Origin of the sequence: Flavivirga jejuensis, assembly GCF_030540765.1 — a bacterium.
In the GTDB taxonomy this organism is placed as follows: domain Bacteria; phylum Bacteroidota; class Bacteroidia; order Flavobacteriales; family Flavobacteriaceae; genus Flavivirga; species Flavivirga jejuensis.
This window is the reverse complement of the sequence record NZ_JAUOEL010000002.1, coordinates 696,864-719,722: the sequence shown is the minus strand read 5'-3', so window position 1 is coordinate 719,722 and position 22,859 is coordinate 696,864. Positions and strand designations below refer to the sequence as shown.

Genomic DNA, 22,859 nt, shown 5'->3' with positions numbered 1-22,859 from the left:
TCAATTAAACATGAAGAGAATAATTACCCTTTTAAATTTCGTGTTAATCTTATCGTCTTGTGGTGCTAGTAAAATAACAGAGATCCAAGTTGTTAAACTAGCAGAGACTACTAAAAGTTGGAATGGCGATACACTTCCTAAGTATCCAGAAGGAAATCCAAAGATTACGGTTTTAAAAATAACGATTCCTCCTAAAACGACATTACATAAACATTACCATCCTGTAATTAATTCGGGCATTTTATTAAAAGGAGAATTAACCGTTGTAGATATAGATAATAAGGTTTTAAAACTTAAAGCAGGCGATGTTATAGTGGAGCTGGTGAACAAAGTACATTATGGTATTAATGAGGGCAATAAACCTGCTGAAATTGTTGTGTTTTATGCTGGAACCGAAGATTTACCCATTACGATTATTGAAAAAGATTAGTTAAGTTTTATTTCTTATAAAGTATTTTTATAAGCTATTTATAGCTGTCTACAGGGGAAATATAAAACGGTATTAGAACTAAAAAAATAATTCAAAAAATATTATTTATTTAGTATATCTAAAATTTTAGAAACTCCAACGGTAGCAGGTTCAGCAATAACAGTTAGATTTTTTTTACTATCAATATTTGGTTTCGGATCTATAAAATAAGTTGCAGTATTTTCGGGGACATAATGCATCAAACTTGCAGCGGGATACACTTGCATAGAAGTGCCAATAATGATTAAAATGTCGGCTGTCTCGCAAATAGAAACAGCCTTTTCAATCATAGGCACATCTTCACCAAACCAAACAATATGAGGGCGTAATTGTGATCCTTTTTTGCATGTATCGCCTAACACGATATCGGTTTGCCTTTCTTGAATATCGGTTTCGTCAAAAGTACTTCTTACCTTTAGTAACTCACCATGTAAATGAATCACATTGCTGCTTCCAGCACGTTCATGTAAATCATCTACATTTTGAGTAATGATGGTCACTTTAAAATTACTTTCAAGTTTAGCTAAATCATAATGTGCAGTATTAGGAGCTACTTCCAAGAGCTGTCTGCGTCGTTGGTTATAAAAATCTAAAACCAATGCCGGATTCGCCTTAAAACCTTCTGGTGTCGCCACTTCCATAACATCATGACCTTCCCATAAACCATCAGCATCTCTAAAGGTTTTAATACCGCTTTCGGCACTTATACCAGCACCTGTAAGTACAACAATATGTTTTTTCATATCATAAAAATAGTTATTATTTGTCATTCCTACCAAAGCAAGAATCACTCTTTTTTATTAAATTCGGTGTTTACATTATAATATGATAGATCCTAAACTTTTAGAGCATTTAGAAAGCTACCTAACCGAGCACCGTAAAACACGTTTTGATCATGTTTTATCACAGCGTACCAAATATTATACAGTTGCTACAGAAGATGTTTATCAATTACACAATACAAGCGCGGTAGTACGTAGTTGTGATGTCTTTGGAATACAAGAAGTAAACATTGTTGAAGAGCAAAACTCAAAACATATAGATAGAGAAATTGCTATGGGAGCCCAAAAATGGGTGGATCTGAATAGATATGATTCGGTAGGTAATTGTATTTCGGATTTAAAACAAAAAGGCTACCAAATAGTAGCAACAACACCTCATACAAATGATTGTGAATTACACGAATTTGATATCACTAAAAAATCCTGCTTTTTCTTTGGAAGAGAAACGGAAGGGCTCTCTCAAGAAGTTTTAGATGCCGCAGACAGTTATTTAAAAATACCTATGGTTGGTTTTACAGAGAGTTTAAATATATCGGTATCTGCAGCAATAATTTTACAACATGTAACGACTAAATTGAGACAAACTTCTATTGATTGGCAGTTAACAGATCAAGAAGTATTAGAAAAACGTTTGGATTGGTGCAAAAAAACAATTAAAAGTTACGATGAGATTGTTGCTCGTTTTTATAGTAAATAATAATTTTTGTATTTTTAAAAACGTTAATTAATAATCTGATAACCATGTATATAGTTCTTTATGTCATTCTTGCAATTGTTGTGCTATTTATTCTTTTAGCTCTTATAGCACCCAAAAAATATCAAGTAAATAGAAGTATTGTAATTAATAAACCACTTCCAGAAGTATTTCAATATTTAAAGTACATTAAAAATCAAGATAATTGGTCGCCTTGGAAAAAGAAAGATCCAGATATGAAACAAGAATTTGTAGGTAATGATGGTGACGTTGGATTTATAGCCAAATGGGATGGTAATAAAGATGTAGGTTTGGGAGAACAAGAAATAACGCATATTGTTGAGAATGATCGCGTAGAAGCTAGATTACGTTTTTTTAAACCTTGGAAATCGGAGTCTGATGCCGTTACAAGTGTTGAAACTGTTGGCAATGGAAAAACAAAAGTGACCTGGGGATTTTCTGGGATTAATAAAATACCGACTAATATCTTTATGTTACTATATAATGTTGATAAGCATGTAGGGAAAGATTTCGAAGAAGGTTTAGCGAGTTTAAAAGAAATTTTAGAACATTAGAAATTATGGATAATAATATGGTAGGTTGGTTCGAGATTCCTGTGACTAATATGGATAGGGCAATAGTTTCTAGTTTTAATTGAAAGAAAGGATAATGAGATTCTTTGCTTTGCTACCATTGATAGTTTTTTATAAATACTTAATATGTAATCGTTTGTCATTCAGAGGAGGAACGACTGAAGAATCTTTAGAGATTAATTATAAAGATTCTTCGACTCCGACAATTGTCGGAATGCTCTGAATGACAAGTGTCTGAAAGTTAGTTGTTTATAGAACGCGTCAATGGTAGATCTGTGTTAAAATTTTAACTAGCGGATGAAATGACGTAATACGGGTGTCATTCAGAAAGAGGAACGACTGAAGAATCTTTTATGGTTTTTAATTCTTTGATTTTTAAGTAAGTAAAATTCTTCGCTTTGCTCTGAATCACAGCGTTTTTAGACCTAAATTCTTTTACCCCTGCCTCGACTTAGTAGTTTGTATTCTTCGTAACACTCACTAATAGCATCTAGTATTTGTAAGTCGTTAGCAGTTTGTATAAAGCCTTTAGAGTAATCACATTGGCTTACAATTTCATCTAGATCAACACGATCTACTTGTAATAAAACAGTTAGCATTTCTCTATCGAAACGGGAGGCTAATAAGTTTCTAATTTCATCGTCTTCCTTCATCTTTTTTAACTTCCGTAATTCGTTTGATTTTTTACCAAACATACGATGTAAAAAATCGGCAGGGTTAAAAATAGACCCGATAATTTTGGTTATGGCTCCTTTAGAGCCAGCTTCATAACCTGCACTTGGTAATCCAGAAATACTGTAACGGTAATTATTATTAATTACAGGTAATTGCTTTATATCAACTTCTAAATATCCCGTTAATTTTAGTTGGTTCACAGTCACTGTTTCAAGAGCTAAAGCAGATTCTGTTAATTTGATGTTAGAACTTCCAAACTTTAACCAGTCGTTAGTAACTCTTACCTTTATAGATTTAAAACCTAAATATGAAAAATGTAGTGTATCGTTTACTTTAGCAGAAATTTCGAAGCTTCCTTCTTTATTGGTTGTTGTACCAATTACTTGATTAAGGTTAACAATATTAACACTTTCAAGAGGTAAATCGTTTGATGCATCAAGAACTACACCTAAAACTTTATCAGCCTCTTGCCCCATACAAACAGTAGAAGTAAAAATCAAAGCAAAAAGAAATAGGTAGTTTTTCATTAGTTATATTATTGTTTTAAGACCAGACTTCCTTTCGGTTGTCAGATGTCATTCGTCATCAACGATTTATATTAAATTAATTGCTATGACTTACTTTTTTAAGTTAAATACAATAGCTAAAATACTAAACAAAACGGCAAAAGCTGTAGTTAAGTTGTAATTTGACTAAAAATTAACAAAAAAGTTTAATCAGGAATATAGATTTATAGATTTGTTTTTAGGGTTGGTAATGTTGTAAATGTTTGGATTTTAGTGTTTTTTGTGTGGTATGGCTAGGTTGTAATTTTATTAAAATAAGGGAGGATTTATGTGAGTTGCTGTAAGTGGTTTAAATTCAGTAATAAGTATTCAGTTTGTAGGATTTTTATTTATATTTGAAGAGGCAGATAAAAAATAAACGCAATTATGTTTATTTACAAGTTAGGCACAATCCAAATTTTTGCATATCAGAAAAACTGAATTGAGAAAAAGATTGGATTGTGCCAGAATTTAGAATTGGAACATAAATAACAGTACTTAACAACAAAAAACATGAAACCTGAAACGATAAATCTTTTAAAATGGGTCGTAGCTGCAATTGGGGCGGTGGCAACGTTCTTCGTAATTGACATAGGAAAGTTAAAGTTAGAGAAATATAAAGCTAAAACTCAGAAAGAACAGAGTCTATTAAACTCATATCTTCAGGCGACTGAGACTCCCGATCCAGATTTGTGGTTACGCAAATTACGGCTAATTAAGATTTTCTCTACTGATAGTCATATTCTTGAATGGGCTTCTGGAGAGGAAAAGTTTATTAAAGAGCAGTCTGCTCTAATTGAATTATATAGGGAAACTGTTAAAGTCACATCAATACTTGCAAATAGAAATACTTATAATACTCCTGATTGGATAGAAGCGTCAAAAAGATACTACCAACTTTATTGGGCAGATTTACCTTATTATGGAGAAAGTCAGCCTGTGATTTCGACAATGATTGAGTTCAAGAAAAAGTTTGACAAAATTGAAAATGACAGTGATGTTGAGCAATGGAGAGCAATGAATATTGCCTTAATAAAATTAGCCAAAACATTGAAAGAAGAAACAAAAAAACTAGAAAATAAGCATAACAAAAAATAAACTCCAATTAAAAAGGGGCGGTATTCAAATCGTTGTATATAAAATCAAATGAAAACAAATTGATATTATTTTGTTAGGATTCCATTATCTGTCAGATAAACCAAAAAACTTACTTGATTTTTTTAACTAAAAGAAAGAATGTCCCAATAGTTGTCTTTATCTGTTGAAGATGAGAAAAGCAAAGAAATGATTAATTGATTTGTCTAAGAATATTAAAACATGCTAAAAAAGATGAGTTAAAACCTCGCAGAATAAAGCTTCAAACTTTGCACTCTCTTAAATAGAACATTCCTATGAAACCACAGACTTTGCAAAGCAATAACGAAAAGAACTTGAGTTCGAAACAAACCCCAAAAAAATGAAAGCAACAACAATAGAAGAAGTCATAGAATATTTAGAGCAAATCATTCAGCAGTCCATAAAAGAAGAAAGTACACTTGGATATTTCGCGGCTTTATATCAAAATGTAACGATAAATATAAAAGAAAAAATAGGCACAAATTATTTCGATGACGATAAGAGGATGGAGCAATTGGACGTTATTTTTGCGAATCGCTACTTAGCAGCATACTCAGGATATCAAGAAAAAAAGGAAGTAACAAAATCGTGGGAAATAGCTTTTAGATCGTCGACAGATGGTATGCTAATAGTGTTGCAGCATTTATTGTTAGGAATGAATGCTCATATAAATTTAGATTTGGGCATAGCGGCATCTGAAATAACAGATGCTAACACTATAAAATCATTAGAATCAGATTTTAATAAAATAAACGAATTATTGGCAACGCTAGTAGGTGAAGTCCAAAAAGATTTAGCTGAAATCTGGCCTACGCTACTAAAAATTTTAAAATTCACAAAAAAGGTAGATGACTTTTTAATAAACTTCAGTATGAAACTGGCTAGAGATAGCGCCTGGAAATTCGCAAACCAATTAGTAAAAAGCGATGGCGAACAAAAAGAAAAGCTGATTGCATTAAAAGATCTTGAAGTATCAAAACTATCAAAAAAAATAGTAAGCCCAGGTATTTTAATAACGCTATTATTCACAATAATAAGACTAGGAGAACGGGGAAAACCTTCAGATAAAATTAAGAAATTGGAAAAGATAATCGAAAATAAATTAAACAACCGCTAATAAAAACACAGGGTCCATTTTGAAAAAAGTCTTACATTTATGCTATGGATATAAAACTAACTAAAGAAGAAAAAATTAAGATCCTGAATTCTGATGATATTTACGGAATCATGCAGCGTATTTTATTGCGAGAAGGTAAAATTGATCAGAACAGAGAACACTTTTGGGTTCTTGGATTGGCAAATAACAATCGCATTCTTTTTATAGAACTCATTAGTTTAGGAACTGTAAATGAAACATTAGCAGACCCCATGGAGGTTTTTAGCTTTGCCTTGCAAAAAAGAGCTGTAAAAATAGTTTTATGTCATAATCACCCGAGTGGCGAATTAAAACCATCGGATGCAGATAAAGACGTAACCGATAGATTAATTCAAGTTGGAATTATTGTAAAAACCGAAGTTATTGATCATTTGATAATATCTGATGAAAGTTATTTTAGTTTTTCTAATGTTGGACTGTTTGATGAATTAAAAAAAAGCACCAAGTATGTTCCTAAATTCGTGTTGGAACAAAGAATTAAAAAAGAAGCAACAGAAATTGCTAAAAAAAATAATACGATTGAAATTGCTAAACAATTAAAAAGAAATGGTGCTGATGACGAATTGATTGCAGCATCAACAGGACTTTCCATTGAGGAAGTTAAAAAACTACGAGTTAGAAAAAAATAAAAGCAGTCAAGGTAAATACATGACACTTTCATAAGATATTTGGACACCATATACGGAACGCTCTAGGTAATTTCTTCCTTTGTAAAAAAACAAATAATTACTTTTAGCGAACGTTATTTAGCGAAAAAAAGAAAAACACACGACTTAAAATTTAAACCATTAATAGTTGATTTTCAGAACGGTAAAAAGACGTTAGTCAGAATTTTAAGAAAAGAACATTGACACTGATTAATAATGAAAAGTATATTTATAACTTCGATATTGATTCTATTTACAAATTTGATTTATGCTCAAGACTCTGAAGTGAATGAGAATTGTAATTATGCTCGATTTGAAATCTCTTTTCTTGATTCATTAGATAATAAGTGTATTGACACTGCATTACAAGGTAGGATTTGTAAATACTTGACAGAGAAAATAAAATATCCAAACGAATTATTTGTTGATTGTATAAGAGGTGATTTTGTTGCGTATTTTAAATTGAAAGCAAATGGATTTGTAGATACAACGCAACTTAGAATTATAAAAAGTATTGACAAGCTAATAGATAACCAAGTAATTGATTTATTTAAACAAATGCCCAGATTATATTTTGAAAGACAATTGCATTCCATGAGATATGAGCAAACCCCTCCTGTTAAGATTGAAGAAAAAGAATTTTGTATTAGATTTAGATGTATAGTAACAGGGCCAAAACCTAAAAAGAAGCTTGAAGCAAAGATTATGAAAGTAAATAAAAAATAAATACTGCAACCAGCACGTGGTATAAAATATTAGGGTTTAAGTGGTATGCCAAGCGCACCGCTCGCTTAATGACATTGACCGCACGCTGGCAAGGTTTCTATCGGTTGATAGGGGAGCGTCCACGAACTCCCCAATATTTCATACTCCACCGTTGTATAGCATTAAGAACAAGCTTCAAAATATTTATCTAGAAATAATTTATACCTGTAAAGTTCTTCAATAATATTTGCGTTTTTTTCAACATCGTGGAACTGTAAAGATTCTATTAAACTTAAACCTAAATATCTATTCATTGCATGAAATCCAGATAAAACACCATGATCAGCACTCAACTGATTAAACAATTCATTAGGTAAGGTAAATGCTTCTTTAGGAGCATTCCAACTTGTTGTTAATATATAACTTTTACCTTTTAATAAGCCATCTGTTCCATAGTTAATTTTTGGATTATCAAAACTTCTTCCATCACTGTTCCAAAGCCCATTTCTGTAACCTGCTGTTAATACTTCATCTAAATATCTTTTAAACCTAAAAGGGACTGAAAACCACCAAATTGGTGTGTGATAAATAATAATATCGGCCCAAACAAATTTCGAAACTTCTTTTTCTACTTCATAATTTTTATTTATTTCACTTACTTTAATCTCATAATTATTTTTGTCTTTAAAAAAGGTTTTGCTAATCGTAAATAGAGATTTATTAAATTCTCCTTTTGCAACAGCAAAGTTATGCCAACCATTTATTATTAAAATATTTTTCATCTATATCTGATTTTATTTTCTACAAAATTATGGTAAGCACATATATAATTAAAATAATACAAATCATATATTTGTATCATAAAAATAATAGTAATGATAAATTTAGAATGGTATAGAACCTTTAAAGCTGTATATGAAGAAGGTAATTTAACAAGAGCCTCTAAAAAACTTTTTTCTTCACAACCAGGAGTTAGTCTACATATCAGTTCTTTAGAATCGTATGTAGGTTACAAACTTTTTGAGAGAACATCTCGAAATATGATTGCTACGGAAAGAGCAATAATTCTCTATGATTACATTTCTGATTCATTACAAAAATTAGAAAAATCAGAAAAACATTTTAAAAAAACAGGTACAGGTAATAGACAAACAATAAGTGTAGGAATGTGTTCGGAAGTTTTTCAAACTTTTTTTGAACCTAATATGAGTCATTTTGATTTTGACATTATAGCACATTTCGGGGAATACCCTCAAATGTTAAAAGAATTAGAAGAAGGCGTTTTAGACCTGGTCATTACTCCTAAAAAGAACCAGAATCAAAACATTAGTTATACTCCTTTTTTTCATCAAAATATATGGTTAGTTGCTAATAACGAAACTGAAACCGAAAAAATAGAAGCTGACATTAAGAATGAAAAATGGAAATCATTAGAAAATGGACTCAAAAACCAAATTTGGTATAGCTCTTCTAATGTAACTGGATTTATAAGACAATTTTGGTTGTTAAATTTTAATAAAAAACACTATAACAAGCCTAATTATATTGTTCCAAATATGAATTCAATTATTAGGTGTTTAAAAACTAGTAAAGGAATCGCTTTAATTCCGAGTTTTTTATGTCAAAAAGAATTAAATAATAGAAATATCAAACTCATCTGGAAGAATAATAACCAATTAAAAGACATTTTTTACTTTGCTAAAAAAAAGAATCAAAAAACAAAAAGCGAGACTACTAAAATAGAAACTATAATAACTGAAGAATCTTTAAAATATAATTTATAAAGCGCTGTACAGAGATGTATAAAAAACATAGGGCATTTGTACTAATTTCAAAGTTCTGTGTATATTAACAAAGTCCTCCAAATATAGAATTTGACGTTTATAACCATTAGGAAACAAGTAGAAAAAACCGACGAAGATGGAAGAAAAAGAGAAACCAAGACTTTCGAGATTAACTGCAATTCTAACTCAGCTTCAGGCGAAAAGAATTGTTACAGCTACACAATTGGCAGAAAGACATAATGTAAGTGTAAGGACTATATATCGGGATATTCGCACACTTGAAAAATCTGGAATTCCTATTGTAACCGAAGAAGGTAGAGGGTATTCAATTATGGAGGGATACCACCTACCTCCAGTTCTTTTTTCAGAGGACGAAGCTAATGCATTAATTACGATGGAACAATTGGCGATTAAAAACAAAGACTCGTCGTTTGTTGAAAACATTTCTAGCGGCATAGAAAAAATTAAAGCTATTTTAAGATACTCTCAAAAGGGGAACGCAGATTTGTTGGCAGACAGAATTTATTTTAGCGGTAACAATAATGAGGCGAAAACGAGTAATAACCTAATGCAGATACAATCGGCTATTACCCAATATAGAGTTTTAACAATGCACTATTTATCGTCCGAAAATAAACGAACCACCCGAAATATTGAGCCTTTTGCTATCTACAGCATTCATGGAGATTTTCTATTAATAGCTTTTTGTCGATTGCGAAATGATTTTAGACACTTTAGAATAGATTTTATTGAAAAACTTGTTACCGAAAGCGAAACATTTAGGCCTCACAATATGACTATTAAAGAATATTTTGAAAAATATGTAAAGAATCAGAAATACCCTTGACACACCTTTGTCACAACCTCAATTTACATTTGCAGAAGTATTAATTAAAAAAACTAAAAATGGAAATTATTAAAATCGCAATCTTGTCATTATCAGCTTTAATGCTTGTCTTTGTAGGTGTAATGAGGTTGAGCAATCCAATAAAAACCTATTTAAAAAGTTCAGGAATCAGACTAGAAAATGATGCTAGCCTATTAAACGAAATGAGAGGAGTTAGTGCAGTAATGCTTTCTGCAGGAATCATCATTGCACTCGGGATATTTATTGAAAAGCTAACTTTTACTTCTCACTTTGTTGCATCTCTAATTTTTGTAGGTTTTGCAATTGGTAGGTTAATCAGTTTAAAAGCTGATGGTAAACCAAGCAAACAAATTACTCAAGGAATTTTATTTGAACTTGTATTAGGCACAGCAAATGTTTTTTGTTTGATAAATTTTTGAGGTTAATAGGTTAAGACAAAAAATATAGGATATGATAAAAAAAACACCTAAATATATACAGCTGTGTATATTTAGGTGTTTAATATATATTATCACAAGTTATTACTAACGTCTAGAACGTCTGGGTCTAGGTGCATTTGAACCACTACTAAAGGAAGAATCTGAACGTCTTGGTCTTGAATCACCATCAGAACGTCGTCTTTCGTTTCTGTTTCCAGAGTTATATTTTTTATCCTCGCGTCTTCCTCCTCCTTTTCTATCATCACGTCTTCTACCTCTGTTTCTGTCGTTACGTCTTCCGCCACCTCTGTTTTCAGATATTTCGACATTAACAAAACGTCCTTCATGTTTATAATCGGTGAAGAAAGCTAATACCTTTTCTTTTGCTTCATTTTCAGTATTAAAAAATGAAAAACTTTCTTTTACTTCTACTTTAAATACATCATCTCTACCTAACTCTAAAACTTCTTTTAAGAAGTCTTTTAGTTTCATCCAGTCAAAACCATCCTTACTACCAACGTTTATAAAATAACGCGTAGAATTCGATTTACCACCATAATCACGTCCACCGTCACGACCACGACCCCCATCATCAGAAACATTTAAGTTTTTAGATTTTTGGTAATAGTTGTAGAAACGTGTAAACTCAACAGAGAAGAATTTTTTAATCAATTCATCTTTATCTGTGTCTTCAAACAATGCATTAATATTTGATAAATGCTTATCAATTTCATGATTAACCTCTGTGTTATGTATTTTATTAGCAAGAGACATCAATTGTACTTCACAAATATCTGCGCCATCCGGAATATTTTTTTTCTCAAACTGGCGTTTAATAATACGTTCAATACTTTTTATTTTACGTACCTCACTTTTAGAAACAATCACCATAGAAACCCCTGTTTTACCAGCACGTCCCGTACGTCCAGAACGGTGTGTATACGTTTCAATTTCGTCTGGTAATTGGTAATTTACAACGTGGGTAATATCATCCACATCAATACCACGAGCAGCAACATCTGTAGCCACTAACATTTGTATTTGTTTGTTTCTAAACGATTTCATTACCAAATCACGTTGGTTCTGACTTAAATCTCCGTGTAAAGCGCCTGCACTGTACCCATCCTCAATAAGTTGTTCGGCTACCTTTTGTGTATCCCGTTTAGTTCTACAAAATACAACCGAGAAAATATCAGGGTTGGCATCCGATAAGCGTTTTAAAGCCTGATAACGATCTCTGGAATTTACTAAATAATATTCGTGAGATACATTCGAAGTACTTTCGTTTTTATTTCCAACAGTTATTTCCTGCGGATCATTCATGAATCTTTTAGCTATAGTTGCTACCTCACGAGGCATCGTTGCCGAAAATAACCATGTATTTTTTTCATCTGGTGTATGTGATAAAATATCGGTGATATCTTCTTTAAAACCCATGTTTAGCATTTCATCAGCTTCATCTAAAACCGAATATTGGATTTTAGAAATGTCCACCATGCGTCTGCTAATCATATCCTTCATACGACCAGGAGTTGCCACAATAATCTGCGCGCCTCTCTTAACTTCTCTAGCTTGATCTGTAATACTAGACCCACCATAAATAGCAACAACGTTAAGACCTTTACAGTACTTGCCGTATTGTTTCATTTCGTTAGTAATCTGTAAACAAAGTTCTCGTGTAGGCGATAAAATCAAACCTTGAGTTGTTCTACTATCAATATTAATTTTTTGTAACATAGGAAAACCAAACGCTGCCGTTTTTCCAGTTCCTGTTTGTGCTAATGCTACTAAATCTGTTTCAGAACCTAATAAAATAGGGATTGCTTTTTCTTGTACTTCACTTGGTTTAGTAAAACCTAAATCTGTAATTGCGTGTAAAAGGTCGTCATTAAGACCTAATTCTTGGAATGTGCTCATTCTTGTTATATGTATGCGATTTATTATGTAGTGTTACATAAAGAAGCGAATCGACATACTTAAACCTAAACTTCTAGTAACACATCCTCACTCTGAGGAATTTGAAGTCGCAAAGGTAAGCTTTTATTTTTATACCCTCACAGGAAGGAATCTTTTTAAGTTTAGAAGAAGATTTATTGTTGTTTTTTGGCATTTTAACACGCTTTCACTACTCAATCTTTTTGAGAAAAACAAAAAGGATTTCAGACATGCCGTTCAATCGTTAACGCAAGTTCTTACTCGCTTTTCACCCATATAGTACTATCTTCAATACGCTTAAGAGTAGTGTTGTCTATAATTTCAAAAGAAACATCGAAATTAAAATCAGATGATTTGTTGAATTTGACAACGTTATTATTTATCGTGTAGTCAGTTTGATAAACAATATCACCACCAGTAATTGAAATAGGGTTTACTTGTGTATCATTAACGAAAATAACAAACAGCTCACAATGTATTTCGTAATTACCACCATTGTCACAATTGGGAATACTATATGTATATGTTCCGTTAATATTTAAAGAAGGACTACTATCATCGTCATTTGAACAAGAAACAAGGACTAAAAAAGAGAGTAAAATAAGATTTAACTTTTTCATAACAAACATTTATTTGTAGATGAATATTATTACAAAAGGTTGCGCTGAAAATTACTGTTTTTTCAAATTTCTAATCCGTTCTAATAAAGTAGGGTGCGAATAATGCATAAACACATAAGCTTTATGCGGTGTTAAATTACTCAAACTATTTTTAGATAACTTTTTAAGCGATGTAATTAAAGGGGCTCCTTTATAAGTGTTTTTGGCATAATCATCTGCTTGGTATTCAAATTTTCTAGAAAACAGATTCATAATTAAACCCGTAATTTCAGAAATAGGGGAGTATAATAATCCGAAAGCTATCAACCCGATATGAAAACTAGGAATCTCCACACCCAATGCATTCGATAATAATGGATTTGAAATAAAAAGCGACAAAATAAAAAGGGTGAATCCTGTTAATAAAATGGAAGCAAACAGATTAAAAATAATATGTTTCTTTTTATAATGGCCAACTTCATGTGCTAGTACAGCAACAATTTCCTCCTCGTCTAAATCGTTAATTAAAGTATCGTATAGCGTGACACGTTTTTCGCTACCAAACCCAGAAAAATAGGCATTGGCTTTTGTGCTACGTTTAGAGCCATCAATCACAAATATTTTATCGAGTTTAAAACCAACTGTTTGTGCATATTCAGATATTTTATCTCGTAAACTTCCTGCCTCTAAAGGTGTTTGTTTATTAAACAATGGTACTATAAGTTTAGAGTAAAACATATTCATAAACAGTGTAAATACAGCAACTGCTCCCCAGGCATATAACCAAAAATGATTTCCAGTAACTTGGTAAAACCAAATGATGAGTGCTAAAATACCACCGCCAACAATCGCCATCATCAACCAACCTTTTATTTTATCAAGAATAAAAATTTTAAGTGTTGTTTTATTAAAGCCAAATTTTTCTTCAATAACAAAGGTGCTGTAATAAGAGAAAGGCGTTGAAACAATATCACTACCAATCATAATAATACCAAAGAAAATAAGAGCTATAATAATGGGGTTATTGCTGTAACTTCTGGCGATGTTATCTACAAACTCAAAACCATCAAAAAGTAAAAATCCTAAGGTTAAAAGAATAGAAAATGTGGAAGTTAAAATACCAAACTTATAATTAGTAGCTTTATAGTTTTGTGATTTTTTATATTCTGTATCATCATAAACATCCTGTAAATCTTTAGGAAGTGCATCGTTATAATGCCTGGCATTTAAAGCATCCAGGATTTTATCGACCAAAAAGTTGATAATTATAATTGCAATAATAATATAGAATAAAGTTGTTGATGTCATAATTGTTTAAATTCCAATATTTAAAATATCAAATTCTAATAGTTAGGATTTAGAATTTGTTTTTTTTATAAAAAATCCCGTTGTCTCTTCGCTTCAAAAATAAGAATTCCTGCGGCAACAGACACATTCATGGAATCTATTTCTCCTTGCATGGGAATAATAATATTTTGAGTCGAACTTTCTAGCCATTCATGACTCAATCCAGTAGCTTCTGTACCAACAATAATAGCGGTTGGTTTAGTGAAATCTTGTGTGTGGTAATTTACCGACGCTTGTAAAGCGGCACAGTAAATATCGATATTATTTTCTTTTAAAAAGGTAATAATCTCAGAAGTACTACCAGTTGCAATTTGATTGGTAAATACGCAACCCACACTAGAACGAATAATATTGGGGTTGTATAGATCTGTTTTTGGATTAGCTATAATAACGGCATCTACATTGGCAGCATCAGCAGTTCTTAAAATAGCACCTATATTACCTGGTTTTTCGGGAGCCTCAGCAATTAAAATTAATGGGGTTTTAGTGCTGAATTCTAAATGATTGATGTCATGATCTTTGCTTTTAGCAACTGCTAAAACACCCTCTGTAGTATCGCGATAGGCTAATTTTTGATATACCTCTTTAGAAATTTCTATCGTGCTGGCTTGTTGGTTTGTTAAGTCGTTAAGTTGTTCTTGCGAAATTAACTCAGGGTAAAATAAAACCGTTTCTAGTTCGTAATTTCCTTTTAAAGCCAAAGAGATCTCACGTTCCCCTTCAATTAAAAACAGCCCTGTTTTTCTACGTTCGCGCGACTTATCTTTTAATTGTGCAAGTTGTCGAATAAATGGGTTTTGTGTACTGGTTATTACTAATGTAGACAATTTCTTTCTATTTTTGTTTAAACAAATCTACTACAATTATGGTACAACGATTACTCTTTTTTCTGTTCATTTTTTTATCTTTTACTGTTTACTCTCAAATTCAAGGCCTGCCTCCAGTACCTTGTGGATATACACCAATATATGCTTGTGATGATAATGATGATGGTTTTGCAATATTCAATTTAGTAGATTCATTTTCTTTTGCAACATTTTGTAGAAGTGATAAAGGAGAGCCAGAAGAGTACCACTCCATTGTTTATTATACGACTCAAGAGGATATGCTTAATGAAACGAATCCTATAATAAATCCAGAGAATTATATAAATGTTTCAACTCCTCAAATTATTTATTATAGAGCAAATAAAATTATTCCTGATAGCATTGAATTTTTAACAGGAGAAAATCCTATAGAAGTTAAAAAGCTATTAACCCCCAGACCCGAATTAGTAGTCTATGAGGCAAATTCTGGTGGTTTGTCTACTTTCGATTTAACATCTGCGAATATATTTTGTGGTACAAATGATAAAAATGATTATACTTTAACTTATCATGTATTAGAAAGTGATGCAGATACAGGAACTAATTCTATAATAAACCCTACAGCTTTTTCAAATACTAGAAACCCACAGACAATTTTTGTAAGAGCAGTACATAATACCTCTAGCTATGTGGCGACTACTTCTTTTAAAATAAGGGTTTGGTTTACTGGAGCTAATAATCCAGGTGATATTTATATTTGTGATGAAGATTATGATGGTTTAATTGAGTATGATTTGACTAGCTTAGATAGTGCTATTATGGGAAACCAAAACTCAGATAATTCTTCTGTTTCCTATTATTTATCACAAGCTGATGCAGAAGCTAATGAAAATCAATTATCTGAAATTTATATTATTTCGGATTCTACAACAATGTATGCACGGGTAGATGAAAGTATTGGGGGGACTTATGCAATAACATCATTTAGTTTTTCCATTTTCACGCCACCATTAGTAAACGCCTTAGATCCTTATGAAGTTTGTGATGATGAAAGTGGTGATGGATTTGCGTTATTTGATTTATCTATAATTTATGATCAAATTAATAGTGAAGGAATAATATATGATATTTCTTTTTATACAGATGAAAACGATGAATATGGTAGTGCTATATTTGATAATTATACTAATATCACTAACCCTCAAACCATATATGTTGATGTTGAAAATATGGAAGGCTATGGTTGTTTCACTATTTTACCGTTACAATTAGTCGTTCAAGACTGCTCGGCTAAAGGTGTTATAGAAGTTAATGCTTTTCATGATACAGATTCTAACACTACTTTTGATAATGATGAAATCAATTTTTTAAATGGCGCTCTAACCTACGAGAAAAATAATGATGGAGTTGAGCATGTTTTATATTCGTCAAATGGTGTATTCAATATTATAAGTGATGACGAAAATAATACGTACGATATTAGTTATGAAATATTTACAGAGTATGATGCTTGTTATGATATTACAACAGTTTCATACGACTCAGTAAGCGTTTCAAATGGTAGTATGGTTAATTATAATTTTCCTGTTACAAAAACACAAGATTGTGGTGATATTGCGGTTTATTTAATTTCTTATGTACCACCAAGACCAGGGTTTGATTATGTTAATTATTTAGTAATTAAAAATAAAGGCTTAGAAACAGTCTCTTCTGGTACTGTGGAGTTTGTTCATGACCCTTTAGTAACATTTAATACCGTAACCAATGTTGATATAGGAGATACTGTAAACAATACAGCAACTGGTTTTACTTTAGATTTTGTTGATTTAAAACCTAATGAGCAAAAGACAGTTATGGTAGAGATGAATGTTCCTGTAGCTACAAGCTTGGGGACACTATTAACTAACACAGCGACTTATTCTGTTATCGATTTGTCTACCGAAAATAACACGTCGGTATTATCAGAAACCGTAATAGGCTCATACGATCCAAATGATATTGCAGAATCTCATGGTCCAGATATCTTTTACGACAGTTTTAATAACAATGATTATTTATATTACACAGTAAGATTTCAAAACGTAGGAACTGCAGATGCGATAAATGTATCGATTGATAATACGTTGAATCCGAAATTAGATAAATCGACCATTAAAATGCTGAGCGCAAGTCATGATTATGTTTTTACAAGAACAGATGCACAGCTAAATTGGAAGTTTGATGATATCCATTTGCCAAGTGAGGATATGGACGAACCCAATAGTCATGGTTATGTATATTATAAAATAAAGCCTTTAGCAGGATATAATATTGGAGATATTATACCAAATACAGCTGAAATTTATTTCGATTTTAATGAAGCTGTAATAACCAATACATTTAATACCGAATTTATTACAACGCTTTCTAATACCGATTTAATTAACCAAAGTTTTTTAGTGTTTCCTAATCCAGCAAACGACATTGTAGAATTAAGGTTTAATAAAAATATTAGTAGTAAAGTAAATGTAAGCGTATACAATATTCAAGGAAAATTAATATTAAACTCGGAAGAGGAACCATACAATAAAACGATCCAAATAAATGTATCTTCTTTAAAAAGAGGGCTGTATTTTTTAAAGGTTAATGATGGCTTTTACGAAATTGCACAAAAATTAATTGTTGAATAGACAAATATAGGTTCGGTTTTTGTACAAATAGTAATGTTCATTCAGAAGGAGGTACGACTGAAGAATCTTTAGAGATTAATGATAAAGATTCTTCGCTGTGCTCTGAATGACAAACGATTGAAAATTAAGCACTTATAAAAAAACGAAAGCCTCCCTTTTAAAGTTCCAGAAGAAACCAGACTTGTAGAATAAATCTATAAACTTTCAGTTTCAAAATAATTAACTAATAAAGCCACTACATAGCTATAACTTTCCATACCTTTATTTTGATTGTTAGCTTTTAAAAAGTTACCATAAAATAATTTAAATAAAGGTTCGGTAGGATTTTCATGCGCTTCCCAAAACTTACGAACCTCTTTATAGTTCTTTAAAATACCTTTGTTAACATCTGCAACCATATCTTCATATATACAAGGATCACGTCTGTATATTTCATTTAAGCAAAAGCGGAGCCCAAAGGTGTACCCCGTATACTTAAAATAAATATCGTCATGGTTTATTGCTGCCATACACCCAATAAAGTTGGCTTCATTTTCGGCAGCATGGCCTAATTGATGTGCGATTTCATGAGAAGCTGTTGTGGGGACTTTATAAACAGGATTTAAGCTATTAACCTGTGCTTCGTTGGTAAACGGGTTCAAATAGCCACTAAAGCCCATATAAGTTAACGGATAGCTATATAATGATTTTTTTATACTTTTTGGATGGTATTCTAAATGAGGAAAGAGCTGTTTCAAATTTTCATAGCCAGCAGGTGCCATCTTTAACACATCGCTTTTACTATAAGGTAAATCGGCCTTAATGGTATCATTTTTAGTGATCTTAAAATGAAGGGTATTCGATTTTATAATCAACCTTTCTGTTACAGAAATTAACTGTTCCGTTGTATAATCACTAGCCAGATTCAAGCTCTTATGTAATGGTAAGCGGTAGTAATTAAACCCCCAAAACAAGTGAAATGCAAAATACATAATCGAGATAGCGGAAAATACATCTATAAACCACTGCTTGGTATCTTTTTTTAGGCGTTTTCTGTTTTTATAAAACCACCGTATTATATAAATAATAGAAAAAGTATATATTAAATCCCCAAACGAAAAAGGCATCCAACCCAGAGTGTACCTAAATATTTTAGAAATTAAAGGGTATAATCCATTGCTGTAAAATCGTTCAATAAACTCAGGGTAGTTAGATAAAAACTTAATTAATAAGTACTGCGGAATGACTAAAAGTGCTATAATTGTTTTTTTTTTCTTCAGCATAAATCAAAAGTACCTAAAAAAATAATTATTATTCTACTAAGTACATGACAAAAAAAGCAAAAACCAGCACAAACGCATATGTTTTTGGAATTAGTTTGGGTGGATTACGTTTTCAGTCAAGGCAAAATAAATGCGAATTATATCATTAAAAAAAATGCTATAAAGTGATAGATTTAGACGATAAAGTAAACTAAAGAATAAAATTTGAACAGTTTTTATAGAGCTTTAAGTAGTTTAAATGAAAAAAACTATGATTCATCGAAAAAATTCTTAGCAAGAGAAAAATAAAAATATATTTGAATAGCTATAATCAATCTTTTCAAATAAAAAACTATTAAAATTATGAAAATCAAGACTAATACCCTTTTTAAAACTATTAGTATCTTTATGCTACTTTTAGCTTTAACATTTTCTACTAATATGAATGCAAGTTCTGCTAGTGTGATAACAATTCCTGCGAGTGAGACTCCTGTTCTTTCTAACTTCATTGCCATTTCTGGTAAGTGGTGGAATAACGATAAAAAGAAAAACAGATGTCGTAAATGTGGTTCACGTAAGTGTAAAGGTAAATGTGATAAACCAGATAAGCCAGATTCTATTCCTTTAGATGGAGGTCTTAGTATCTTATTAATAGGTGGTGCTGCTTTTGGAATCAGAAAATTGTTTGGGAATAAAAATGATAAACTTTAATTTATTAAAAAATAAAATTCCTTTACCAATAAGGCTTTTCTTAGGAAAAGCCTTATTGCTTTTCATTGCTTGGGAAATTATTTATGGTGTTTTCTTATTTGACTCACAATTTTTAGATCACCTATTGACTACACACGTTGGAGAATCTTCAGTTCAGTTTTTAAATAATTTCACTTCAATGGATGGGTTTATTGCAAAAACTGAAGGATGGAGCTCTGTTTACGCAGGAGAAACACAAGAAAATCAGGTTTCGGCGATATATCATTATGACAATAAAGTTTTATATATAGCTAATGCTTGTAACGGATTGTCATTAATGGCTTTATACGTTGGTTTTATTATTTGTATGCCTTCTAAATTTTGGCGTAAAATACTTTATATTATTCTAGGATTAATAGTCCTTGATATTATAAATATTTTAAGATGTGTTGGATTAATCTATCTACGAGAGTATTTTTATATCTACTTCGAATTTGCACATCATTATTTATTTAAAGCGACTGTATATACTGCTACATTTTTGATATGGATGCTCTATTGCCGCAAAATACATTTTAAAAATGAATCCCTACAAATCGGATAAAGGTCGTTTTATACTAGGACTTATATTTATTGTTATTATTTATTCTTGGTTCTATTTATATTTTGTAGAAAATAAAAATACTTTATTAATATCAAGAAAAGTAAAACATGTTATTACATTCTCAGTTACAATAGCAGTTTATTTAGTTGGGACGTTCCATCTTGGAAAATTAAAAGATACATGGATGTCGTCTCTTTGGCACCTTGTTCATATTTCTGGGCTAGGTATTATTACCTTTTTGGGTTTGTTTGATTGGTTTATATTTGAAATAAGCTTGAGTTTAAGGGATTTTGCTCTATCCATACAGGAGATATTAATTTCGCCTGTTTTATATATAGCTATGGGCTTACTTAATAAAACCTTAAAAAAAGCTTAAAACCTGAGTTCGACCCAAGAAAAACGAGGGCTTACATGTAAAGCATTGTTTATTAGTTTGTTACGTTAAGTAGGCATGTTTCTGGCTCTTTATAATATGTGAGACTTTACTAATTTCAAGCTAAAAACCACTAAACATACCATCTTCTTCCTTAAATTAACATAAACTAGCCAGCTAGTCTATGTTAATTATAAGTCGAATCTAGCATATTTATTGACTTTTATCTACGATTCTTACATCAAACTCAGGTTTAAAAAGGACGCTGTTGATTAAATAGCATCTTATTAGTGGTTATATTATATGAGCTGAACAAAGTCTTATTTTGTAGACCTCAATTTGTATCTTTGTAAATTATAATACAAAAGGAAAATAGACAGAAATGAGTTCGGAAATAAGACAACTTCAACCACAACAACTTTGGAATAAATTTGCAGATTTAAATGCTGTACCACGTGCTTCGAAAAAAGAAGAACGGGTGATCGCATTTATGAAAAACTTTGGTAAAAACCTAGGTTTAGAAACCATAGAAGATGAAGTTGGGAATGTTATTATAAAGAAACCAGCAACTCCAGGAATGGAAAATAGAATGACCATAGTTATGCAATCGCATTTAGATATGGTGCATCAGAAAAATGGTGATACTAATTTTGATTTTGATACCCAAGGCATCGATATGTTTGTAGAGGGCGATTGGGTACGAGCAAAAGGGACAACCCTTGGAGCTGATAACGGATTAGGAGTTGCCACCATCATGGCTATTTTAGAAAGTACAGCTATTGAGCATCCTGCTATTGAAGCTTTGTTTACTATTGATGAGGAAACAGGCATGACAGGGGCTATGGGTTTAAAAGGAGGTTTGCTTACAGGTGGTATTCTTTTGAATTTAGATACGGAAGAAGATGATGAAATTGGCGTAGGATGCGCAGGAGGTGTCGATGTTACTGCTACTAGAAGTTATAATGAGGAAGAAACACCAGAATTTAAAGTAGGGTATCAAGTGACCGTTAAAGGTTTACAAGGCGGACATTCGGGTATGCAAATTCATGAAGGCTTGGGGAATGCTAATAAAATAATGAACCGTGTGTTGTTTGATGGTTTTGAAAATTTCGGACTACGAATTTCTGAGATTGATGGGGGGAGTTTGCGTAATGCCATTCCACGAGAAAGTAATGCTGTGGTTACTATAGATGGGCTTCATGAAGAAGCATTTCTATTAGAAATGAAACTGCAAAGAGACGCTATAAAAGCCGAATTGAAAACGATGGAACCTGATTTGGAAATTAGCGTTTCTAAATGTGACACACCAGAATTTATTATGGATTTAGGGGTTCAAGAAGGTTTAACACGCGCTTTATATGCTGCTTGTAATGGTGTATATAGAATGAGTGCCGATATTCCAGAATTAGTTGAAACATCAAACAATATCGCTAGGGTAGTGGTTAAGGAAGGAAATATCTATATAGGTTGTTTAACACGTTCGTCTGTAGAAAGTGCTAAAATGGATTTAGCAAATACGTTACGTGCCACTTTTGAATTAACAGGCTGTGAGGTAGAATTCTCTGGTGATTATCCTGGATGGACCCCTAATATGGATTCTGCTATTTTAAAAGTTATGGCGAAATTATATGAAGACCTAAATGGAACAAAACCACATGTGGCTGCATGTCATGCAGGATTAGAATGTGGTATTTTAGGAACGAATTACCCAGATATGGATATGATAAGTTTTGGACCTAATATTAAAGGGGCACATTCACCAGATGAGCGTGCTCAGATTTCATCAGTTCAAAAATATTGGAAATTTGTATTGGAGATATTGAAAGAGATTCCTGAGAAAAATTAATTTTTTGTCATGTCGAAATAACTCAATCATCCTCCTTTTCAGGAACAGGGTCATACCCCGAACCGCCCCAAGGATGACAACTAAAAATACGTTTAACAGCCAGCCATCCGCCTTTAAATAAACCATGTTTTTGCAAGGCTTCTTTGGTATAATGAGAACATGTTGGTTGAAATCTACAAGTTGCAGGCGTTAATGGTGATATAAGTGTTTGATACACTTTTATCAAAAATAGAAACGGTGCAATGAGTAGTTTTTTTAACATTTAAATTTATCATTCCCTCGTAGGAGGGAATCTT

General features: G+C 31.8%; 24 protein-coding genes. 15 read left to right on the top strand and 9 right to left on the bottom strand.

Going from position 1 to position 22,859, the window contains the following annotated elements; all coding sequences use genetic code 11:
• Nucleotides 1–10 precede the first annotated feature (10 nt).
• Nucleotides 11–430 carry a cupin domain-containing protein gene (locus tag Q4Q40_RS08000; protein ID WP_303301263.1) on the top strand — a complete coding sequence of 140 codons (420 nt, stop codon included), beginning with the start codon at nucleotides 11–13 and terminating at the stop codon, nucleotides 428–430.
• A 101-nt stretch (nucleotides 431–531) separates the two neighbouring features.
• Here the strand turns inward: Q4Q40_RS08000 and Q4Q40_RS07995 are convergent, their stop codons facing one another.
• The gene (locus tag Q4Q40_RS07995) at nucleotides 532–1,212 is read right to left on the bottom strand and encodes an SIR2 family NAD-dependent protein deacylase (protein WP_303301262.1); all 681 of its coding nucleotides are present in this window, start codon (nucleotides 1,210–1,212) and stop codon (nucleotides 532–534) included.
• A gap of 82 nt (nucleotides 1,213–1,294) precedes the next feature.
• Here Q4Q40_RS07995 and Q4Q40_RS07990 point away from each other — a divergent pair, with 82 nt between their 5' ends.
• Both Q4Q40_RS07990 and Q4Q40_RS07985 read left to right on the top strand, forming a co-directional pair.
• Nucleotides 1,295–1,948 carry a TrmH family RNA methyltransferase gene (locus Q4Q40_RS07990; RefSeq protein WP_303301261.1) on the top strand — a complete coding sequence of 218 codons (654 nt, stop codon included), beginning with the start codon at nucleotides 1,295–1,297 and terminating at the stop codon, nucleotides 1,946–1,948.
• Between the two features lie 44 nt (nucleotides 1,949–1,992).
• A complete protein-coding gene (locus tag Q4Q40_RS07985; protein ID WP_303301260.1) occupies nucleotides 1,993–2,520 on the top strand; it encodes an SRPBCC family protein in 528 nt (175 codons plus the stop codon).
• Nucleotides 2,521–2,963: 443 nt separating this feature from the next.
• Here the strand turns inward: Q4Q40_RS07985 and Q4Q40_RS07980 are convergent, their stop codons facing one another.
• Entirely contained in the window at nucleotides 2,964–3,740 is a 777-nt protein-coding gene (locus Q4Q40_RS07980) for a carboxypeptidase-like regulatory domain-containing protein (RefSeq protein WP_303301259.1), read from the bottom strand.
• Nucleotides 3,741–4,271: 531 nt separating this feature from the next.
• Here Q4Q40_RS07980 and Q4Q40_RS07975 point away from each other — a divergent pair.
• The 4 genes from Q4Q40_RS07975 (at nucleotide 4,272) to Q4Q40_RS07960 (ending at nucleotide 7,403) form a co-directional block, all read left to right on the top strand.
• Nucleotides 4,272–4,856 carry a hypothetical protein gene (locus Q4Q40_RS07975; protein ID WP_303301258.1) on the top strand — a complete coding sequence of 195 codons (585 nt, stop codon included), beginning with the start codon at nucleotides 4,272–4,274 and terminating at the stop codon, nucleotides 4,854–4,856.
• 358 nt (nucleotides 4,857–5,214) lie between these two features.
• Nucleotides 5,215–5,991, top strand: coding sequence for a DUF5995 family protein (locus Q4Q40_RS07970; protein ID WP_303301257.1), 777 nt, complete (start codon nucleotides 5,215–5,217; stop codon nucleotides 5,989–5,991).
• A 44-nt stretch (nucleotides 5,992–6,035) separates the two neighbouring features.
• A complete protein-coding gene (locus tag Q4Q40_RS07965) occupies nucleotides 6,036–6,659 on the top strand; it encodes a JAB domain-containing protein (protein ID WP_303301256.1) in 624 nt (207 codons plus the stop codon).
• A gap of 234 nt (nucleotides 6,660–6,893) precedes the next feature.
• Entirely contained in the window at nucleotides 6,894–7,403 is a 510-nt protein-coding gene (locus Q4Q40_RS07960) for a hypothetical protein (RefSeq protein ID WP_303301255.1), read from the top strand.
• A 161-nt stretch (nucleotides 7,404–7,564) separates the two neighbouring features.
• Here Q4Q40_RS07960 and Q4Q40_RS07955 read toward each other — a convergent pair whose 3' ends face one another.
• On the bottom strand, nucleotides 7,565–8,164 hold the full coding sequence (locus Q4Q40_RS07955) for an NAD(P)H-dependent oxidoreductase (protein ID WP_303301254.1): 600 nt from the start codon (nucleotides 8,162–8,164) through the stop codon (nucleotides 7,565–7,567).
• A gap of 93 nt (nucleotides 8,165–8,257) precedes the next feature.
• Here Q4Q40_RS07955 and Q4Q40_RS07950 point away from each other — a divergent pair, with 93 nt between their 5' ends.
• The 3 genes from Q4Q40_RS07950 to Q4Q40_RS07940 all read left to right on the top strand — a co-directional run bounded on the left by Q4Q40_RS07950 (nucleotide 8,258) and on the right by Q4Q40_RS07940 (nucleotide 10,453).
• Nucleotides 8,258–9,166: a LysR family transcriptional regulator gene (locus Q4Q40_RS07950; protein WP_303301253.1), complete on the top strand. Its 909-nt coding sequence runs from the start codon at nucleotides 8,258–8,260 to the stop codon at nucleotides 9,164–9,166.
• 136 nt (nucleotides 9,167–9,302) lie between these two features.
• Nucleotides 9,303–10,013, top strand: coding sequence for a helix-turn-helix transcriptional regulator (locus Q4Q40_RS07945; protein WP_303301252.1), 711 nt, complete (start codon nucleotides 9,303–9,305; stop codon nucleotides 10,011–10,013).
• A gap of 59 nt (nucleotides 10,014–10,072) precedes the next feature.
• Nucleotides 10,073–10,453 carry a DUF4345 domain-containing protein gene (locus tag Q4Q40_RS07940; RefSeq protein WP_303301251.1) on the top strand — a complete coding sequence of 127 codons (381 nt, stop codon included), beginning with the start codon at nucleotides 10,073–10,075 and terminating at the stop codon, nucleotides 10,451–10,453.
• A 105-nt stretch (nucleotides 10,454–10,558) separates the two neighbouring features.
• On the opposite strand, the gene Q4Q40_RS07935 is transcribed toward Q4Q40_RS07940, so the two are convergent.
• The 4 genes from Q4Q40_RS07935 to Q4Q40_RS07920 all read right to left on the bottom strand — a co-directional run bounded on the left by Q4Q40_RS07935 (nucleotide 10,559) and on the right by Q4Q40_RS07920 (nucleotide 15,161).
• On the bottom strand, nucleotides 10,559–12,370 hold the full coding sequence (locus Q4Q40_RS07935; protein WP_303301250.1) for a DEAD/DEAH box helicase: 1,812 nt from the start codon (nucleotides 12,368–12,370) through the stop codon (nucleotides 10,559–10,561).
• A 275-nt stretch (nucleotides 12,371–12,645) separates the two neighbouring features.
• Nucleotides 12,646–13,008, bottom strand: a complete 363-nt coding sequence (locus Q4Q40_RS07930; protein WP_303301249.1) for a hypothetical protein — start codon at nucleotides 13,006–13,008, stop codon at nucleotides 12,646–12,648.
• Between the two features lie 51 nt (nucleotides 13,009–13,059).
• A complete protein-coding gene (locus Q4Q40_RS07925) occupies nucleotides 13,060–14,295 on the bottom strand; it encodes a M48 family metallopeptidase (protein ID WP_303301248.1) in 1,236 nt (411 codons plus the stop codon).
• Nucleotides 14,296–14,360: 65 nt separating this feature from the next.
• Entirely contained in the window at nucleotides 14,361–15,161 is an 801-nt protein-coding gene (locus tag Q4Q40_RS07920) for a TrmH family RNA methyltransferase (RefSeq protein WP_303301247.1), read from the bottom strand.
• Nucleotides 15,162–15,199: 38 nt separating this feature from the next.
• Here Q4Q40_RS07920 and Q4Q40_RS07915 point away from each other — a divergent pair, with 38 nt between their 5' ends.
• A complete protein-coding gene (locus Q4Q40_RS07915; protein ID WP_303301246.1) occupies nucleotides 15,200–17,809 on the top strand; it encodes a T9SS type A sorting domain-containing protein in 2,610 nt (869 codons plus the stop codon).
• Between the two features lie 194 nt (nucleotides 17,810–18,003).
• On the opposite strand, the gene Q4Q40_RS07910 is transcribed toward Q4Q40_RS07915, so the two are convergent.
• Complete coding sequence (locus Q4Q40_RS07910; protein ID WP_303301245.1) at nucleotides 18,004–19,071, bottom strand: DUF3810 domain-containing protein; 1,068 nt, start codon at nucleotides 19,069–19,071, stop codon at nucleotides 18,004–18,006.
• Nucleotides 19,072–19,413: 342 nt separating this feature from the next.
• Here Q4Q40_RS07910 and Q4Q40_RS07905 point away from each other — a divergent pair, with 342 nt between their 5' ends.
• From Q4Q40_RS07905 to Q4Q40_RS07890, 4 genes are all read left to right on the top strand, one after another.
• The gene (locus Q4Q40_RS07905) at nucleotides 19,414–19,761 is read left to right on the top strand and encodes a PID-CTERM protein-sorting domain-containing protein (RefSeq protein WP_303301244.1); all 348 of its coding nucleotides are present in this window, start codon (nucleotides 19,414–19,416) and stop codon (nucleotides 19,759–19,761) included.
• Nucleotides 19,748–20,344 carry an archaeosortase/exosortase family protein gene (locus Q4Q40_RS07900; RefSeq protein WP_303301243.1) on the top strand — a complete coding sequence of 199 codons (597 nt, stop codon included), beginning with the start codon at nucleotides 19,748–19,750 and terminating at the stop codon, nucleotides 20,342–20,344. Before Q4Q40_RS07905 ends, Q4Q40_RS07900 begins: the two co-directional genes overlap by 14 nt.
• Complete coding sequence (locus Q4Q40_RS07895) at nucleotides 20,322–20,720, top strand: hypothetical protein (protein WP_303301242.1); 399 nt, start codon at nucleotides 20,322–20,324, stop codon at nucleotides 20,718–20,720. Before Q4Q40_RS07900 ends, Q4Q40_RS07895 begins: the two co-directional genes overlap by 23 nt.
• Before the next feature lie 379 nt (nucleotides 20,721–21,099).
• Nucleotides 21,100–22,563, top strand: a complete 1,464-nt coding sequence (locus Q4Q40_RS07890; RefSeq protein WP_303301241.1) for an aminoacyl-histidine dipeptidase — start codon at nucleotides 21,100–21,102, stop codon at nucleotides 22,561–22,563.
• 22 nt (nucleotides 22,564–22,585) lie between these two features.
• Here Q4Q40_RS07890 and yidD read toward each other — a convergent pair whose 3' ends face one another.
• A complete protein-coding gene (gene yidD, locus Q4Q40_RS07885) occupies nucleotides 22,586–22,825 on the bottom strand; it encodes a membrane protein insertion efficiency factor YidD (RefSeq protein WP_303301240.1) in 240 nt (79 codons plus the stop codon).
• Between the last annotated feature and the right edge of the window lie 34 nt (nucleotides 22,826–22,859).